Origin of the sequence: Streptomyces sp. NPDC006687, from assembly GCF_040636215.1 — a bacterium.
In the GTDB taxonomy this organism is placed as follows: Bacteria; Actinomycetota; Actinomycetes; order Streptomycetales; family Streptomycetaceae; genus Streptomyces.
On record NZ_JBEYJJ010000001.1, the window covers coordinates 58,753 to 75,195 of the forward strand.

At 72.0% G+C, this 16,443-nt stretch carries 16 protein-coding genes; 6 read left to right on the forward strand and 10 right to left on the reverse strand.

Translation table 11 applies throughout. From position 1 onward, the window contains the following. Positions 1-9 precede the first annotated feature (9 nt). The 7 genes from ABZ716_RS00240 to ABZ716_RS00270 all read right to left on the reverse strand — a co-directional run bounded on the left by ABZ716_RS00240 (position 10) and on the right by ABZ716_RS00270 (position 7,808). Complete coding sequence (locus ABZ716_RS00240) at positions 10-465, reverse strand: hypothetical protein (RefSeq protein WP_358955416.1); 456 nt, start codon at positions 463-465, stop codon at positions 10-12. 122 nt (positions 466-587) lie between these two features. After that, positions 588-2,006 (reverse strand): FAD-dependent oxidoreductase, encoded by a 1,419-nt coding sequence (locus ABZ716_RS00245; protein ID WP_358955419.1) that lies wholly within the window; start codon positions 2,004-2,006, stop codon positions 588-590. A 23-nt stretch (positions 2,007-2,029) separates the two neighbouring features. Continuing rightward, a complete protein-coding gene (locus tag ABZ716_RS00250; RefSeq protein WP_045947668.1) occupies positions 2,030-2,824 on the reverse strand; it encodes an ABC transporter permease in 795 nt (264 codons plus the stop codon). Next, positions 2,824-3,753 (reverse strand): ABC transporter permease, encoded by a 930-nt coding sequence (locus ABZ716_RS00255; RefSeq protein ID WP_351884021.1) that lies wholly within the window; start codon positions 3,751-3,753, stop codon positions 2,824-2,826. The genes ABZ716_RS00250 and ABZ716_RS00255 overlap by 1 nt, the downstream gene beginning before the upstream one ends. After that, positions 3,750-4,898 (reverse strand): ABC transporter ATP-binding protein, encoded by a 1,149-nt coding sequence (locus tag ABZ716_RS00260; protein ID WP_358955422.1) that lies wholly within the window; start codon positions 4,896-4,898, stop codon positions 3,750-3,752. The genes ABZ716_RS00255 and ABZ716_RS00260 overlap by 4 nt, the downstream gene beginning before the upstream one ends. A 70-nt stretch (positions 4,899-4,968) precedes the next feature. Continuing rightward, a complete protein-coding gene (locus ABZ716_RS00265) occupies positions 4,969-6,219 on the reverse strand; it encodes a spermidine/putrescine ABC transporter substrate-binding protein (RefSeq protein WP_358812303.1) in 1,251 nt (416 codons plus the stop codon). A 71-nt stretch (positions 6,220-6,290) separates the two neighbouring features. Continuing rightward, complete coding sequence (locus ABZ716_RS00270; protein ID WP_358955838.1) at positions 6,291-7,808, reverse strand: gamma-aminobutyraldehyde dehydrogenase; 1,518 nt, start codon at positions 7,806-7,808, stop codon at positions 6,291-6,293. A 182-nt stretch (positions 7,809-7,990) separates the two neighbouring features. On the opposite strand from ABZ716_RS00270, the gene ABZ716_RS00275 reads away from it, so the two are divergent. Next, positions 7,991-8,533 carry an NADAR family protein gene (locus ABZ716_RS00275; protein ID WP_358955424.1) on the forward strand — a complete coding sequence of 181 codons (543 nt, stop codon included), beginning with the start codon at positions 7,991-7,993 and terminating at the stop codon, positions 8,531-8,533. A 292-nt stretch (positions 8,534-8,825) separates the two neighbouring features. Here the strand turns inward: ABZ716_RS00275 and ABZ716_RS00280 are convergent, their stop codons facing one another. Continuing rightward, positions 8,826-9,416: a DUF4190 domain-containing protein gene (locus ABZ716_RS00280; protein ID WP_358955427.1), complete on the reverse strand. Its 591-nt coding sequence runs from the start codon at positions 9,414-9,416 to the stop codon at positions 8,826-8,828. 254 nt (positions 9,417-9,670) lie between these two features. Here ABZ716_RS00280 and ABZ716_RS00285 point away from each other — a divergent pair, with 254 nt between their 5' ends. From ABZ716_RS00285 to ABZ716_RS00305, 5 genes are all read left to right on the forward strand, one after another. Beyond that, positions 9,671-10,696: an adenosine deaminase gene (locus tag ABZ716_RS00285; protein WP_358955429.1), complete on the forward strand. Its 1,026-nt coding sequence runs from the start codon at positions 9,671-9,673 to the stop codon at positions 10,694-10,696. 27 nt (positions 10,697-10,723) lie between these two features. After that, the gene (locus tag ABZ716_RS00290) at positions 10,724-11,422 is read left to right on the forward strand and encodes a glycerophosphodiester phosphodiesterase (protein WP_358812299.1); all 699 of its coding nucleotides are present in this window, start codon (positions 10,724-10,726) and stop codon (positions 11,420-11,422) included. Beyond that, entirely contained in the window at positions 11,419-12,591 is a 1,173-nt protein-coding gene (locus ABZ716_RS00295) for a histidine kinase (protein ID WP_358955431.1), read from the forward strand. The genes ABZ716_RS00290 and ABZ716_RS00295 overlap by 4 nt, the downstream gene beginning before the upstream one ends. Next, complete coding sequence (locus tag ABZ716_RS00300) at positions 12,588-13,325, forward strand: response regulator transcription factor (RefSeq protein WP_358812297.1); 738 nt, start codon at positions 12,588-12,590, stop codon at positions 13,323-13,325. The genes ABZ716_RS00295 and ABZ716_RS00300 overlap by 4 nt, the downstream gene beginning before the upstream one ends. A 158-nt stretch (positions 13,326-13,483) precedes the next feature. Beyond that, on the forward strand, positions 13,484-14,674 hold the full coding sequence (locus ABZ716_RS00305) for a serine hydrolase domain-containing protein (RefSeq protein ID WP_358955434.1): 1,191 nt from the start codon (positions 13,484-13,486) through the stop codon (positions 14,672-14,674). Here the strand turns inward: ABZ716_RS00305 and ABZ716_RS00310 are convergent. Both ABZ716_RS00310 and ABZ716_RS00315 read right to left on the reverse strand, forming a co-directional pair. Further along, on the reverse strand, positions 14,641-15,150 hold the full coding sequence (locus tag ABZ716_RS00310) for a hypothetical protein (protein WP_358955436.1): 510 nt from the start codon (positions 15,148-15,150) through the stop codon (positions 14,641-14,643). The two genes, ABZ716_RS00305 and ABZ716_RS00310, sit on opposite strands and share 34 nt — an antisense overlap. Before the next feature lie 78 nt (positions 15,151-15,228). Then, complete coding sequence (locus tag ABZ716_RS00315; RefSeq protein WP_358955438.1) at positions 15,229-16,407, reverse strand: spermidine/putrescine ABC transporter substrate-binding protein; 1,179 nt, start codon at positions 16,405-16,407, stop codon at positions 15,229-15,231. Positions 16,408-16,443 lie beyond the last annotated feature (36 nt).

Consider the following 16,443-nt stretch of genomic DNA (forward strand, 5'->3'; position numbering starts at 1 on the left):
CCACGGCCCTCAGCCCTCCCCCGCCAGGGTCCTGGCGGCCGCCTCGTGCAGGGCGAGCTCCAGCAGCGCCGGGTCGGTGAGGGTGCCCAGGCCGTCCGGGAGGTGCAGCCAGTGCGGGCCGCCCGTCGCCCGGCCGGGGTACGGGACCGCGATCCAGCTCCCGCGCCCCGCTCCCCGTACGCCGGTGCCGAGCCAGCCGGAAGCGGTGCCGGGAGGGACGAAGAAGCCGAGCCGGCCGCTGCGGCCCGCGGCGAGTACCGGGCCGGGCGGGGCGGGCAGCCGGCGCAGCACGCCGAGGGCGGCCCGGCCCAGCTCCCCCGGGGTGATCAGCAGGTCCCAGCGCACGCCGGCCGGCAGGAGCGCCACGCCGAGGGGGGACCGCTCCCACGCCCACCGGCAGGCCCCCGGGTCCGGCGCCGCCCCCGCCAGCCACTCCACTGCCGTCCTGGTTCCGGGGAACGCCATCGCCCGGCCTCCGTTCGTCTCGCGCGGTGAGGGTGTCTCACCGGGAGAGAGCGGGGCCGGGCGCCGCTATGACGCGGGTCGGGCTACTCCGTCGAGGTGAACACCCCGCAGCGCGGACCCGTTCAGCTGTCGAAGCCCAGGCCCAGGCGGTCCAGGGTCTTCAGCCACAGGTTGCGGTGGCCGCCCCGGGCGTCGGCGCGGGCCAGCGACCACTTGGTGAGGGCGATGCCGGTCCAGGCCAGGGGCTCGGGCGGGAAGGGCATGGGCTTGGACTTCACCATCTCCAGCCGGGTGCGCTCGGTGGAGAGCCCGTCCAGCAGGTCCAGCATCACTTCCGCCCCGAAGCGGGTGGCGCCGACCCCGAGTCCGGTGTAGCCGGCGGCGTAGGCCACCCGGCCGGAGTGCGCGGTGCCGAAGAACGCCGAGAAGCGGGAGCAGGTGTCGATGGCCCCGCCCCAGGCGTGGCTGAAGCGCACCCCCTCCAGCTGGGGGAAGGCGGTGAAGAAGTGTTCCGCCAGCTTGAGGTAGGTCTCGGGGCGGTGGTCGTACTCCGAGTCCAGCTTGCCGCGGTAGGGGTAGATCGCGTCGTAGCCGCCCCACAGGATCCGGTGGTCCCGGGTGATGCGGAAGTAGTGGAACTGGTTGGCGCTGTCGCCGAGCCCCGGCCGGTTCTTCCAGCCGACGGAGGCCAGCTGCTCCTCGGTCAGCGGCTCGGTCATCAGGGCGTAGTCGTACACCGGGACGGTGAACGGGCGCACCCGCCTGACCAGCGACGGGAAGATGTTGGTGCCCAGGGCGACCCGGCGCGCCAGGATCGTCCCGTACGGGGTCTGCACCGTCATCGCGGCGCCGGCCCGCGCCAGTTTCAGGCCGCGGGTGTTCTCGTAGATCCGCACGCCCTGCTCCAGGCAGGCCCGCTTCAGGCCCCAGGCCAGCTTGGCGGGGTTGAGCATGGCGACGCCGTCGCGGTCCCACAGGCCCGCGAGGAAGGTCGGGGAGTTGACCTCCGCGCGCAGGGCCTCGCCCTCCAGCCACGCGGAGCCGTCCGCGAGACCGAGCCTGAGGGCCTCCTCGTGCAGCGCGCGCAGCTCCTCGACCTGGTGCGGCTCGGTGGCCACGTCGATCTCGCCGGTGCGCTCGAAGTCGCAGTCGATGCCGTAGCGGGCGACCGCCTCCTCGATGGCGTCGAGGTTGCGGGCGCCGAGCTCCTCCAGCTTGGCGAGCTCGCCCGGCCAGCGGGCCAGGCCGTTGGCGAGGCCGTGGGTGAGGGAGGCCGCGCAGAAACCGCCGTTGCGGCCGGAGGCGGCCCAGCCCGCCTCCTTGCTCTCGATCAGTACGACGTCCCGGCCGGGGTCGCGCTCCTTGGCGAGCAGCGCGGTCCACAGGCCGCTGTAGCCGCCTCCGATGACCAGCAGGTCGCAGCGTTCGTCGGAGGTGAGGGCCGGCTGCGGATCGGGGCGGCCGGGGTCGTCCAGCCAGTACGAGACCGGCTTCGCTTCGGAAAGGGATTTCGCAACACTTCGCATGGCGACTGGGGCCATGTCTTCCAACTCCCTACAGGGCTCTACTTCGGTTGTGCCTTCTTGCGGCGGTTGCCGGCCCACTGGCCGGCGAGGACCACCAGCACCGCGATGACGAACATCGCCGTGCCGATGACGTTGATCTGCACGGGCGTACCGCGCTGGGCCGATCCCCACACGAACATGGGGAAGGTGACGGTGTTGCCCGAGTTGAAGTTGGTGATGATGAAGTCGTCGAAGGAGAGCGCGAAGGACAGCAGCGCGCCCGCCGCGATACCGGGGGCCGCGATCGGCAGGGTGACGCGCAGGAAGGTCTGCACGGGTCCCGCGTAGAGGTCGCGGGCGGCCTCCTCCAGCCTCGGGTCCATCGAGAGCACGCGCGCCTTGACGGCGGCGACGACGAAGCTGAGGCAGAACATCACGTGGGCGATCAGGATGGTCCAGAAGCCCAGCTGGATGCCCATGTTGAGGAAGAGGGCGAGCAGCGAGGCGGCCATCACGATCTCGGGCATGGCCATCGGCAGGAAGATCAGCGAGTTGACCGCCCCCCGGGCCCGGAAGCGGTAGCGCACCAGCGCGAAGGCGATGGCGGTACCGAGGACGGTGGCGCCGATGGTGGCCCACAGGGCGATCTGGAGGGAGAGCGCCAGGGAGCCGCACAGGTCGGCGACCCCGCAGGGGTCCTTCCAGGCGTCGAGGGAGAACTCCTGCCAGGCGTAGTTGAAGCGCCCGGTGGGGTTGTTGAAGGAGAACACGGTCACGACGACGTTCGGCAGGATCAGGTACGCGAGCGTGCCGAGGCCCGCGATGACGACGAGGTTGCGGCGCAGCCAACGCATCAGACCAGGTCCTCCGTTCCCGCTCGGCGGATGTAGACGGTGACCATGATCAGCACGATGGCCATGAGGATGAAGGACAGCGCGGCCGCCGTCGGGTAATCGAGGATCCGCAGGTACTGCGACTGGATGACGTTGCCGATCATCCGGGTGTCCGTCGAGCCGAGCAGCTCGGCGTTGACGTAGTCGCCGCTCGCGGGGATGAAGGTCAGCAGGGTCCCGGAGACCACGCCCGGCATGGAGAGCGGGAAGGTCACCTTGCGGAACACCGTGGCCGGGGTGGCGTACAGGTCGCCGGCGGCCTCGTGGAGGCGGGTGTCGATGCGCTCCAGCGAGGTGTAGAGCGGCAGCACCATGAAGGGCAGGAAGTTGTAGGTCAGACCGCAGACCACCGCGAGCGGGGTGGCCAGCACCCGGCTCCCCTCGGTGATGCCGAGCCAGCTGGTGACGTCCAGGAAGCCGACCGCGTGGAGGACGCCGACGACGGGGCCGCCGTCGGCCAGGATCGTCTTCCAGGCGAGGGTGCGGATCAGGAAGCTGGTGAAGAACGGGGCGATGACCAGGACCAGCAGGAGGTTGCGCCAGCGGCCCGCCTTGAAGGCGATCAGATAGGCCAGCGGGTAGCCCAGCAGCAGGCACAGGACCGTCGCGGTGCCGGCGTAGGCCAGGGAGCGCAGGAACTGCGGGAGGTACTCGGTGAAGGCGTCCCAGTAGGTCTGGAAGTGCCAGGTGACCTTGAAGCCCTCTTCGAGGGAGCCGGTCTGCACGGAGGTGGACGCCTGGTAGACCATCGGCAGCACGAAGAAGACGAGCAGCCAGACGATGCCGGGCAGCAGCAGCCAGTACGGGATCAGGCGCTTGCGCAGCGAGGCCCGGTGGACCGGGGGACCGTCCGGGGCGGCGGTCTGCGGGGGCGCGGCGGTGGCGGTCACGCGCTCTCCCCGACCGTCTCGATGCCGGCCTCGATGTCCTGGTCGGCGTCCAGGCCAAAGGTGTGCTCGGGGTTCCAGTGCAGGACCACCTCGGCGCCGGGGACCAGGCGGGCGTCGCGCTCGATGTTCTGGACGTAGACCTCCAGCTCGGCGCAGACCGGGCTGTCGATGACGTACTGGGTGGAGACGCCGATGAAGGAGGAGTCGGCTATCTTCCCGGCGATCGTGTTGCGGCCGGCGGCGATGGTGTGCGCGTCCTCGGCCGGGACCAGGGAGATCTTCTCGGGACGCACGCCGACCAGCAGCTTTCCGCCGGTACGGGGCGTGGTCGAACATCGGGCGGCCGGCAGCCGGAGCGTGGCGCCGGAGGCCGAGACGGTCACGTCGGAGCCGGCGGACTCCACCGATGCCTGGATCAGGTTGGAGGTGCCGAGGAAGTTCGCGACGAAGGTGGTGCGCGGGTTCTCGTAGAGCTCGGCGGGGGCGCCCAGCTGTTCGACGCGTCCGCCGTTCATCACCGCGACCGTGTCGGCCATCGTCATGGCCTCCTCCTGGTCGTGGGTGACGTGCACGAAGGTGATGCCGACCTCGGTCTGGATCCGCTTGAGCTCCAGCTGCATCTGGCGGCGCAGCTTGAGGTCGAGGGCGCCGAGGGGCTCGTCGAGGAGGAGGACCTGGGGGTGGTTGATGAGGGCGCGGGCGACGGCCACGCGCTGCTGCTGGCCGCCGGAGAGCTGGTGGGGCTTCTTGCGGGTGTGCTCGCCGAGCTGGACGAGGTCGATCATGTCCTCGACCTGCTTCTTGACCGACTTCATGCCGCGGCGGCGCAGGCCGAAGGCGATGTTCTCGAAGATGTCCATGTGCGGGAAGAGCGCGTAGCTCTGGAAGACGGTGTTCACCGGGCGCTTGTACGGCGGCAGGTGGGTGACCTCGCGTTCGCCGAGGCTGATGGTGCCGGTGGAGGGCTCCTCCAGGCCGGCGATCATGCGCAGGGTGGTGGTCTTCCCGCATCCCGAGGCGCCGAGCAGGGCGAAGAAGGAGCCCTGGGGGATGGTGAGGTCCAGTGGGTGCACGGCGGTGAAGGAGCCGTAGTGCTTGCTGATCCCGGCGAGGCGGACGTCGCCGCTCGCGGTGGTGTCGGTCATGGGCCTGGGCCTTCGGTGGTGTGTCGTGGGAGGGGGACGGGGCGCGGCGGAGGGCCGGCCGGGGGGCCGGTCAGGCGCCGATGAGCTTGGCGAACTTCTCCTCGTACGCCGTCTCTTCCTCGCTGCTGAGGGAGCGGAAGGCGCGGGCCTTGGCGGCCATCTCCTTGTCCGGGACGATCAGGGGGTTGTCCGCCAGCTCCGGCTTGATCTTGGCGAGCTCGTCCTTGACCCCGTCGACCGGGCAGACGTAGCTGATGAAGGCGGCCAGCTGCGCCGCCACCGCGGGCTCGTAGTAGTAGTCGATGAGCTTCTCGGCGTTGGCCTTGTGCCGGGCCTTGGCGGGGACCAGCAGGTTGTCGCTGGAGGTGATGTAACCGGCGGCCGGGATGGCGTACTTGATGTCGGGGTTGCCGGCCTGGAGCTGGATGACGTCGCCCGCCCAGGCGAGGCAGGCCGCCAGGTCGCCCTTGTCGAGGTCGGCGGTGTAGTCGTTGCCGGTGAAGCGGCGGATCTGCTGGGTGTCGACGCCCTTCTGGAGGCGGCCGATGGCGGCGTCGTAGTCCGCGGTGGTGAACTTCGCCGGGTCCTTGCCCTGGTCGAGCAGGGTCATGCCGACGGTGTCGCGCATCTCGGTGAGGAAGCCGACGCGGCCCTTGAGGGTGGGGTCGTCGAGCAGCTGGGTGACGGAGTCGACCTTCTTGCCGCCGGTGGCCTTGGCGTTGTAGGCGATGACGGTGTCGATGCCGGTCCAGGGGTAGCTGTGGGCGCGGCCCGGGTCCCAGTCGGGGTTGCGGAACTGGGGGATCAGGTTGGCGTAGGCGTTGGGGAGGTGGGCGGGGTCCAGCTTCTGCGCCCAGCCGAGGCGGATGATGCGGGCGGCGAGCCAGTCGGTGACCACGATCAGGTCGCGGCCGGTGTCCTGGCCGGCGGCGAGCTGGGGGCGGATCTTGCCGAAGAACTCGACGTTGTCGTTGATGTCCTCGGTGTACTTGACCTCGATGCCGGTGCGCCGGGTGAACGCCTCCAGCGAGGGCCGGGACTTCTCGTCCTCGCTGGTGTCCATGTACTCGGTCCAGTTGGAGAAGTTGATCTCCTTCTCCTGCTCCGAGTGGTCGTCGGACGGGGCCGCCTGGCCGTCCGCGCGCTTGGCGGGCGGGATGCCGCAGGCGGTGAGGGCGGCGAGGCCGCCCAGGGTGAGCGCCCCGGCTCCGGAGGCGCGCAGCAGCGAGCGGCGGGTGAGGGCGCCGCGGCCACTGGTGAGGCTGCGCCGCATCGCGGCGAGTTGCGCCGCCGAGAGGCGGTCGGGCTCGAACTGCTCCATGCGCGTTGCCCTTTCGGGAAGGAGGGCCGCTGGTCGGGCGGCGGTGCCAGGCGGTGGTAGCCGCAGAATCGTTACGTCCGGTCCCCGAAGACGGTGCGGTGCCAGTCCTTGGCCGCTACCGCGGTGTTGTCGACCATCACATGCTTGACCTGCGTGTACTCCTCGAAAGAGTAAGAGCTCATGTCCTTGCCGAAGCCGCTCGCCTTGTAGCCCCCGTGCGGCATCTCGCTGATGATCGGGATGTGGTCGTTGACCCAGACGCAGCCCGCCTTGAGCTCGCGGGTGGCCCGGTTCGCCCGGTAGAGGTCCCGGGTCCAGGCGGAGGCGGCGAGCCCGTAGGGGGTGTCGTTGGCCAGGGCCAGGCCCTCCTCGTCGGAGTCGAAGGGCAGGGCGACGAGGACCGGGCCGAAGATCTCCGATTGCACGACCTCGCTGTCCTGGGCGGCGCCGGTGATCAGCGTGGGCCGGTAGTAGGCGCCCTCGGCGAGGTCCCCTCCGGGGATCTCCCCGCCGGTGACGACGGTGGCGTAGCCGCGGGCGCGCTCGACGAAGGCGGCGACGCGGTCGCGCTGGGCGTGCGAGACCAGCGGGCCGAGGTCGGTGCCGGGTGCGAACGGGTCGCCCAGGCGCACGGTCTCCATCAGCTCGGCTACGCGGGCGGTGAAGGCGTCGTAGAGGGGGCGCTGGACGTAGGCGCGGGTGGCGGCGGTGCAGTCCTGGCCGGTGTTGATCAGGGAGGCGGCGACGGCGCCGTGGGCGGCGGCCTCCACGTCGGCGTCGTCGAAGACCACGAAGGGGGCCTTGCCGCCGAGCTCCAGGTGGAGCCGCTTGACGGTGGCGGTGGCGATCTCGGCGACCCGCTTGCCGACGGTGGTGGAGCCGGTGAAGGAGGTCATCACCACGTCGGGGTGGCCGACCAGGTGCTCGCCCGCGTCGCGGCCGGCGCCGGTGACGATGTTGACGACCCCGTCGGGGATCCCCGCCTCCTTGGCCGCCTGGGCGAACATCAGGGAGGTCAGCGGGGTGAGCTCGGCGGGCTTGAGGACGATGGTGTTGCCCGCGGCGACGGCCGGGAGGATCTTCCAGGCGGCCATCTGGAGGGGGTAGTTCCAGGGGGCGATGGACCCGACGACCCCGAGGGCCTCGCGGCGTACGGAGGAGGTGTGGTCGCCGGAGTACTCACCGGACGCCTGCCCCTGGAGGTGGCGGGCCGCTCCGGCGAAGAAGGCGGTGTTGTCGATGGTGCCCGGGACGTCGAACTCGGTGGTCAGCTTGAGCGGCTTGCCGCACTGGAGGGACTCCGCGTACGCGAAGTCCTCCGCCTGGGCGGTCAGTACGGCCGCCAGCCGGTGCAGGGCGTCCGAGCGCTCGCCGGGGGTGGCGCCCGACCAGGCCGGGAAGGCCCGCCGGGCGGCGGCGACGGCCTCGTCCACGTCGGCCGGCCCGGCGAGCTCGTAGGTGAGCACCTCCTGGCCGGTGGCGGGGTCGACGACGGTGTGCGACCGTCCCGAGGTGCCGGCCCGCAGCCGGCCGTCGATGTACTGCGCGCCGTCTGCGAAGCGGTCCTTGACCTGGAAGCGGTTACCCATCACGCTCTCACGCTCTCCGTAGCTACAGCTCGAATTGAGTGCCGATCCTGACAGAGGGCCTTCCCTCAGCCAAGTGATTCCGTTGTTGCCTTTTGATTACGCGACGGAATCGGTCGACCCTTTGTCTAGGCGCGCCGCAAATCCCGTACGAAGTGTCCGTGGTGGCTGACAGACTCGCGTGCATGGAGAAGATCGACGCCCTGATCGAGCAGGTCAGCCGTGGTGAACGGGTGAAGTTCCTGCCCTTCTGGGGACACCGGCCGCGCCCGGACGGCGGCCTGGGGCCGAGCTGCCTCAGCCAGTGGTGGCCGTCCCCCTTCACTGTGGGTGACGTCCGCTACGCGACGGCCGAGCACTGGATGATGGCCGGCAAGGCGCGCCTGTTCGGGGACGCGGAGGCCGAGCGGGCCGCGCTGGAGGCGGCGACTCCGGCCGAGGCGAAGAAGGCCGGACGGCTGGTGCGCGGCTTCGAGGACGCGGTCTGGGAGCGGGAGCGGTTCGCGCTGGTCGTGGCGGGCAGCGTGCACAAGTTCGGCTCGGATCCGGCGCTGCGCGCGTACCTGCTCGGCACGGGGCAGCGGGTGCTGGTGGAGGCGAGCCCGGTGGACCGGATCTGGGGCATCGGCCTGCCGCCCGACGACGACCGCGTCCTGGATCCGGCGCGCTGGCGCGGCCTGAACCTGCTGGGCTTCGCCCTGATGGAGGCGCGGGAGCGGCTGGCCTGACGGCTCGGCGAAGACATGGCGGGCGGTGCGCGGCGGCCCTGGTGCCGGAGAACGTCCCGGTCCACACCGGGAACCCGGCCGACTGCCGGGTGGGCCAACGCGCCCTCCGGGGCGGCGAACCGGCACACCCTTCGGCGGGCTCACCGACGCGGCCTTCGCATGGTCTCCCCGGTCGAGGGGCGGCCGGGGCGTCGGCTGGCCGTGGACCGCGTAGGTCCGGAGCGGGGACGGTGAAGGGCCGGGTCCGGGCGGCTGCTGCCCGGGACCGGCCCTTCGCGGCGGTGAGGCGGGCTCAGACCCGTTCGCGGACCTGCGTGTTGGACTGCGAGCCGCCGTCGGGGGTCTCGTCGAAGGTGTCCGCCATGAACCCGGCGAACATGACCGCCACGAGCACGGCGCCGAGCACGATGCCGATCGCGCCCAGGATGATCCCGGCGAGGGCGACGCCGCCGTTGGTGGCCTCGCCCCGGTTCGCCTTGCCCCGGCCGAGCACGCCGAAGACCACCGCGGCTATGCCGAGCGCTATCGCGAAGAAGCTCGTGACGCATCCGACGACCGCGAGGATGCCCAGGACCAGCGCGGTGACGCCGAAGCCGTTGCTCGGGCCGAGTCCGTAGGGCTGGTACCCGGTGTAGCCCGGGTAGCCGGGCGCGGGCGGATAGCCGGGCGCGCCCGGGTACGGCGCGGGCCCGGGGTACGGCGCGGGTCCCGGGTACGGCGCGGGCGCCGGGTAGCCCGGGTAGCCGTACCCGGGCTGGCCGGGCGGCTGGGCCGCGGCCGGGCCGGGCCGGCCGTAGCCGCCCTCGACGGGGTATCCGTACGCGGCGCCCGGCGGCGGGGCCGGGGCGGAGGCCGGGGGCGGTGCGGGGGCGGGTCCGGACACGGGCGGACCGCCAACTCCCGGCATCGCCGCCACCGTCGGCTGGTCGTGATCGGCCGGCCGGCCCGCGGTCCCGGGCGGACCCGGCGTGGCCGCCTGCCTCTCGGGCGGCGCCCACGGGTCCCTCGGCTCGGGGCTCTGGTCGGTCATACGGCGCCCCCCTCTCGTACAGCCATGCTAAGCGCTGCCACCGACAGGGCCGGGCCTGCCTACGATGAGGCGGACCTGACCAAACCAGCGCCCCACCGGAGGCCCCCATGTCCGACCTGCACCCCTTCATCGCGGGGCTGCCCAAGGCCGAACTCCACGTCCACCACGTCGGCTCGGCCTCCCCGCGCATCGTGGCCGAACTCGCCTCCCGGCACCCCGACTCCAAGGTCCCCACCGACCCCGAGGCGCTGGCCGACTACTTCACCTTCACCGACTTCGCCCACTTCATCGAGGTCTACCTGTCGGTCGTCGACCTGGTCCGCACCCCGGACGACGTCCGCACGCTGACCTTCGAGGTCGCCCGCGACATGGCCCGGCAGAACATCCGCTACGCCGAACTGACCATCACCCCCTACTCCTCCACCCGCCGCGGCATCGACGAACGCGCCTTCATGGAGGCCATCGAGGACGCCCGCAAGGCCGCCGAGTCCGAGCTCGGCGTCATCCTGCGCTGGTGCTTCGACATCCCCGGCGAGGCCGGCCTGGAGGCGGCCGAGGAGACCGCCCGGCTCGCCGTCGACCTGCGCCCCGAGGGCCTGGTCTCCTTCGGCCTCGGCGGCCCCGAGATCGGCGTCCCGCGTCCGCAGTTCAAGCCGTACTTCGACCGGGCCCGCGCGGCCGGCCTGCACAGCGTGCCGCACGCGGGCGAGACCACGGGCCCGCAGACCGTGTGGGACGCCATCCGCGAACTGGGCGCCGAGCGCATCGGCCACGGCACCAGCTCCACCTCGGACCCCGAGCTGCTGGCCTACCTGGCCGAGCACCGCATCGCGCTGGAGGTCTGCCCGACCTCCAACATCGCCACCCGCGCCGTGGCCGACCTCGACGAGCACCCCCTCAAGGAGATGGTGCAGGCGGGCGTGCTCGTCACCATCAACTCCGACGACCCGCCGATGTTCGGCACCGACCTCAACAACGAGTACGCGGTCGCCGCCCGCCTCCTCGGCCTGGACGAGCGGGGCCTGGCGCAGCTCGCGAAGAACGCCGTCGAGGCGTCCTTCCTGGACCCGGCCGGCAAGGCGGCGCTGACCGCGGAGATCGACGCCTATACGGCCGAATGGCTGGCCCGCTGAACGACGTTGGCGCTCCCGCCCCCGAGAATGGGGTGCATGAGCACCCTGACTGCCGTCGGCCACCGCGGCGATCCCTACCGAGTCCGTGAGAACACCCTCGCCTCGATCGGCTCCGCGTTCGCGCGCGGGGCCGACGCGGTGGAGATCGACGTGCGGCTGACCCGCGACGGAGTACCGGTCCTGCTCCACGACGAGACGCTGGAGCGGCTGTGGGGCCACGACGTACGGCTCGACGCCGTCACGGCCCCGCAGCTGAAGGAGCTCACCGGGGGCGGGGTCCCCACGCTGCACGAGGCGCTGACGCAGGCCGGGGCGGGCCGGCTCATGATCGACCTGCCGGGGGCCGGTTTCGAGGCCGTACGGACGGTCGTCGGCCTGGTGCGCGAGTGCGGGGCCCGGGACCGTACGTACTACTGCGCCGGCCCGAACACCATGCTGGCGGTCCGCGCCGCCGACCCGGACGCGGAGATCTCGCTGACCTGGACCACGCTCTCGCCGCCGCGCCGGGTGCTGATCGACGCGGTGTCCCCGCGCTGGCTCAACTACCGCTTCGGCCTGGTCAGCCGGGAGCTCACGGACGCCCTGCACCGGGACGGGCTGCTGGTGTCGGCCTGGACCCCGGACACCAAGCGGTCGATGCGCGCCCTGCTGCGGGCCGGGGTGGACTCCGTCACCACGAACCGGCTGGACGCCCTGGCGGCGGTACGGTCCGAACTCGGGCGGTGACGGGCGGACACGTCGAGCGCCTGCGCGAGCGCGTCCTGCGGGCGGACCCGCGCTGGCGGGACGCGGGGCTGACGCTGCTGGTGCAGGTGGCGACGACCATCCCCTTCGTGGTGCCCCGCGACCCGGCGTACCCGCCGGCGACCTGGACGGCGTACCTGGTCATGACGCTGGGCAACCTGCCGCTGGTGTGGCGGCGGCGGGCGCCCGTGTCGGCGCTCCTCGGGGTGATCGCGGGCGGCTCGGTCTACCAGCTGGCGCTGGACGGTCCCGGGCAGCCGCTGCCGTACGCGGGGCTGGTCTGCGTCTACTCGATCGCGCTGCTGCGGCCGCCGCGGGTGCGGCTGGCCGTGGGGGCGGCCCTGGCCGTGGTGATCGCCGTCTCCGTCGGGCTCAACACCGGTACGGCCAGGGAGCTGCTGTTCGCCCTGTTCGTGTTCGCGGCGGCGTTCGCGCTGGGGCGGCTCCAGGCCACGCGGCTGGCGTACACGGCGGCCGTCGAGGACCGGGCGGCGCAGCTGGAGCGGGCCAACCGGATCGAGGCGGAGCAGGCGGCGGCGCGCGAACGGACCCGCATCGCGCGGGAGATGCACGACATCCTCTCGCACGCCGTCAGCATCATGGTGGTGCAGGCGGAGGCCGGTCCGGTGGCGGTGCGCCGGGCCCCGGAGCGGGCGGAGGCGGCCTTCGAGGCGATCGCCGAGACGGGGCGGGACGCCATGGCGCAGCTGCGGACGATGCTGGGGGTGCTGCGGGCGCAGGAGGCGGCTCCGCGCGCCCCGCAGCCGGGGATCGGGGGGCTCGCGGCGCTGGTGGACCGGGTGCGGGCGAGCGGGCTGGCGGTCTCGTACGAGCGGACGGGCGAGGTGCGCGCGCTGCCGGCCGCGCTGGAGGCGACGGTGCACCGGGTGGTGCAGGAGGCGCTGACCAACGTGGTGAAGCACGCGGGGGCCTCGGCGGTGGACGTCCGGCTGGAGTACGGGCCGCGGGAGCTCGCGGTGCGGATCACGGACGACGGCCGGGGGCCGGCCGGGGGCGGCGCGGGCGGGCACGGGCTCATCGGGATCCGCGAGCGGGCGGCGGCGCACGGCGGGACGGCGTGGACGGGCCCGGGCGCGGACGGGCGCGGCTTCACCGTGCTTGTAACCTCGCCGCTGGAGGTGGGTACGTGACGATCCGTGTGGTGGTGGCCGACGACCAGGAGCTGGTGCGCAGCGGGTTCGCGATGATCCTGGACGTCCAGGAGGACATCGAGGTCGTGGCGGAGGTCGGGGACGGTGCGGCTGCGGTGTCGGCGGTGGAGCGGCTCTCCCCGGACGTGGCGCTGCTGGACGTCCGGATGCCGGTGCTGGACGGGATCGAGGCGTGCCGGGCGATCTCGGCGCGGAGCGCCTGCCGGACGGTGATGCTGACGACCTTCGACTCGGACGAGTACGTCTACGAGGCGCTGCACGCGGGGGCGAGCGGGTTCCTGCTGAAGGACGTGCGGCGGGACGACCTGGTGCACGCGGTGCGGGTGGTGGCGGCGGGCGAGTCGCTGCTGGCGCCCTCGGTGGCGCGGCGGCTGATCGAGGAGTACACGGCGGTGACGGCCCGGCCCGCGGCCGCGCCCGCCCTGGCGGCGGAGCGGCTGGAGGTGCTGACGGCCCGGGAGCGGGAGACGCTGCTGCACCTGGGGCGGGGGCTGTCGAACGCGGAGATCGCGGCGGCGCTGGTGGTGAGCGAGCACACGGTGAAGTCGCACGTGGGGAACGTGCTGGCCAAGCTGGGGCTGAGGGACCGGATCCAGGCGGTGATCTGCGCGTACGAGACGGGCCTGATCGCGGCGGGCTCGCCGGCCGCCTCGGCGTTCGGCCCGGCTGCGGGCCAGGCGGCTGGCTCTCCGGTATCTCCCTCCGGGGAGTGAGAGGCGGCGGGCTGGATCCCCCGCGCCGGTGAGTTGTCGTACCGGTGAAGACCCCTCTTGATGGTGATCCGCGAGGACCCCTCTGACGTGCAGCATTGAGTCATCGGGGGCAGCGGGCCCCACGGGTCGCACACAGGGGAACCGTCATGGGAACCGTCATGAAGTCACGTACGCGCACGCTCGCCGCCGCCGTGGTCCTGGGCATCGCCGCCGGGCCGGTGGCCGGCGCCCAGGCCGCTCCGGTGCCGGCGGCGGTCTCGGTGGCAGCGCCGGCCCCCGTCTTCTCCGGTCCGCCGGACGCGGCGGCGCTGCGCAAGGCGATCGCGGATGTCGGCCCGCGGAACAAGGACGCGACGGCCGCTCTGGTGCGGGTGGGCGGTACGAGCGGCGGCTGGCACGGCAGCGCCGGTGTCGCGGACGTCCGCAGCGGGCGCGCGGCGGTGGAGGACGCCCGCTTCCGGGCCGGGTCGGTGACGAAGACCTTCACGGCGGCGGTGGTGCTCCAGCTGGCGGCCGAGGGCAGGGTGGATCTGGACCGGCCGGTGCAGGACTACCTTCCGGGGCTGCTGCCCGGCTTCGAGCCGGTGAAGGTGCGGCAGCTGCTGGACTACACGAGCGGCCTGCGGTCCGCCGACGGCCCGGGGGACGCCTTCGAGGACGCGTACGCGCACCGCTTCGACGTGGTCGACCCGCACGCGCTGATCGCCGACGCGGTGGCGAAGGGGCCGGAGTCCAGGCCCGGGGAGAAGCAGCGGTACAGCAACATCCCCTACACGGTGCTGGGCGTGCTGATCGAGAAGCTGACGGGGACGTCGTACGCGAAGGCCGTCGAGGACCGGGTCATCAGGCCGCTGGGCCTGCGCCACACCTCGTTCCCGTCCCCCGCCCAGAACCGCATACCGGGCCCGTACAACCACGGCTACCAGGCGGTGGCGCGGGCCGACGGCAGCCGCACGCTGGTCGACGTGTCGGAGTGGAACTCCTCGGCCAACTGGGCCGCGGGGGACCTCATATCGACGACGGAGGACCTGGAGCGGTTCCTGGTGGCCCTGTTCGGCGGCCGGGTGGTACCCCGGGCGCAGCTGGAGGAGATGTTCACCGTCCCGGACGTGCCGGACGCGGAGACCGGCGGGCACGCGGTGCAGACGGCCGGCCTGAAGGAGTTCGTCCTCCCGGACGGCACGAAGCTCTACGGCAAGACGGGCTCCCGGTACGGCTACAGCACGGTCATCGGCGGCACCCGGGACCTGTCGCGCACCCTGGTCTACTCCGTGAACTCCACCGACGCCAAGGGCCCGGACATGAACGCGGTGGGCTACGGCGTCATCGGGGCGGCCTTCGCCAAGTAGCCTTCGCGGTCCGCCTCTTCCAGGGCCTCCAGCCGCTTGATCAGGCGGCGCAGCGCCAGCAGGGGGAGGATCCCGAGGACGCCGAACGACATGTCGATCAGGGTCCAGCCGAAGGGGATCCCGCGGATCTGTCCGCAGATCAGGGCGAGCGGGATGATGCCGGCGCAGGCGGCCATGCCGGCTTCGACGATCCACACGTTGCGGACGGGGTCGCGGTGGACCCCGTAGAAGAACACGGCTATCACCAGGTGGGCGAAGGCGAGCCAGTCGGTGCCGTAGAGGAGGAAGGGGTAGTCGGCGTCGGCGCGGTCCAGCCCCTCACCCACCCGGCGCAGCCAGTCGTGGGAGACCAGGGCGTTGGCCCAGTGGAGCTCGGTGACCAGGGGGAAGGCGGTGAGTCCACTCAGGACCAGGCAGACCAGGAACAGCACAAGCCAGGCACGGATCCGCCGCTGGAGGGCGCTTCTCTCGCTCATGACAGGGAGCCTACCCACAGAACTGAACACGTTCAGCCAAATTCCTGAACGCGTTCAGTCCTGCCCGGGAGATCGTGATCACAGTCCGACGATGGCGTTCCAGCGCGGGGCGAAGGAGCGGCGCTCGGCGGAGGAGATGTCGCGGGCCACGACCAGGCGCTTGCGCATGTCCTCGTCGGGGAAGACCAGCGGGTTCCGGGCCAGTTCGGCGGTCTTCCTGTCCGGCGAGGAGGCCAGGACCTCGCGGGCGGCGGGGACGGGGCAGACGTAGTTGACCGCGGCGGCCAGTTCCGCCGCCACCGCCGGGTCGTAGTAGTGGTCGATCAGCGCCTCTGCGTTGGCCTTGTGCCGGGCGAGGTTGGGGATGAGCAGGCTCTCCGCCCACAGCTCCGCCCCCTCCTCGGGGACGACGAACTCGATGTCGGGGTTGTCGGCCTTCAGCTGGATGGCGTCGCCCGAGTACGCCTGGCAGGCCAGGACATCGCCCTTGCCGAGGTCGGAGGTGTAGTCGTTGCCGGTGAAGCGGCGGATGTGCTTCTTCTTCACCATCCTCTCGACCTGGTCGCACATCCGGTGGAAGTCGGATGCGGTCCAGCGCGTGGTGTCGGTTCCGTTGCCCTGCATCAGCAGGGCGAAGGACTCGTCGAGACCGGAGAAGAGGGTCACCTTGCCCGCGAGGTCGGGGTGCCACAGGTCCTGGACGGACCTGATCTCCCGGCCCAGCGCCCTGCGGTTGTAGGCGATGCCGGTGATGCCGGACTGCCAGGGGACGGTGTGCAGCCGGCCCTGGTCGAAGGCGGGGGAACGCAGCTGCGGGTCCAGGTACTTGGCCACGTTGGCCTGCGCCGCGCGGTCCATCTTCTGGGCCCAGCCCAGGTGGACGAAGCGGGCGGCCATCCAGTCGCTGACCACCACCAGGTCATGGCCGGTCGCCTGGTGGTTCATCAGGGCGGGGCTGACCTTGCCGAAGAACTCGTCGTTGTCGTTGATCTCCTCGGTGTACCGGACCTGGATGCCGGTGCGCTCCGAGAAGGCGTCCAGCGTCGGGCGCTTCTCCTCGTCCTGGTCGTCGGTGTCGATGTACATCGGCCAGTTGGAGAAGGCGAGGCTCCGCTCCCTCTCCGAGAGGTCCTGGCCCTGCCTGCGGTCCTCCGGGACGTAGGCGGCGGGGACACCACAGCCGGTGAGGGCGGCCAGCAGGCCCGCGGCACCGAGGCCGCGCAGCGCCGCGCGGCGGGAGAAGGGGAGTTGGGGCATGGGGCAAGCCTCGGACAACGCGAAAGGGGCGGGCAA

Coding starts and splice junctions, on each gene's coding strand:
- ABZ716_RS00285 (WP_358955429.1), top strand. CDS start 9,671: ATGTCCGACCTGCACCCCTTCATCGCGGGGCTGCCCAAGGCCGAACTC.
- ABZ716_RS00245 (WP_358955419.1), bottom strand. CDS start 2,006: ATGGCCCCAGTCGCCATGCGAAGTGTTGCGAAATCCCTTTCCGAAGCG.
- ABZ716_RS00275 (WP_358955424.1), top strand. CDS start 7,991: ATGGAGAAGATCGACGCCCTGATCGAGCAGGTCAGCCGTGGTGAACGG.
- ABZ716_RS00270 (WP_358955838.1), bottom strand. CDS start 7,808: ATGGGTAACCGCTTCCAGGTCAAGGACCGCTTCGCAGACGGCGCGCAG.
- ABZ716_RS00290 (WP_358812299.1), top strand. CDS start 10,724: ATGGGGTGCATGAGCACCCTGACTGCCGTCGGCCACCGCGGCGATCCC.
- ABZ716_RS00265 (WP_358812303.1), bottom strand. CDS start 6,219: ATGGAGCAGTTCGAGCCCGACCGCCTCTCGGCGGCGCAACTCGCCGCG.
- ABZ716_RS00240 (WP_358955416.1), bottom strand. CDS start 465: ATGGCGTTCCCCGGAACCAGGACGGCAGTGGAGTGGCTGGCGGGGGCG.
- ABZ716_RS00260 (WP_358955422.1), bottom strand. CDS start 4,898: ATGACCGACACCACCGCGAGCGGCGACGTCCGCCTCGCCGGGATCAGC.
- ABZ716_RS00305 (WP_358955434.1), top strand. CDS start 13,484: ATGAAGTCACGTACGCGCACGCTCGCCGCCGCCGTGGTCCTGGGCATC.
- ABZ716_RS00315 (WP_358955438.1), bottom strand. CDS start 16,407: ATGCCCCAACTCCCCTTCTCCCGCCGCGCGGCGCTGCGCGGCCTCGGT.
- ABZ716_RS00250 (WP_045947668.1), bottom strand. CDS start 2,824: ATGCGTTGGCTGCGCCGCAACCTCGTCGTCATCGCGGGCCTCGGCACG.
- ABZ716_RS00310 (WP_358955436.1), bottom strand. CDS start 15,150: ATGAGCGAGAGAAGCGCCCTCCAGCGGCGGATCCGTGCCTGGCTTGTG.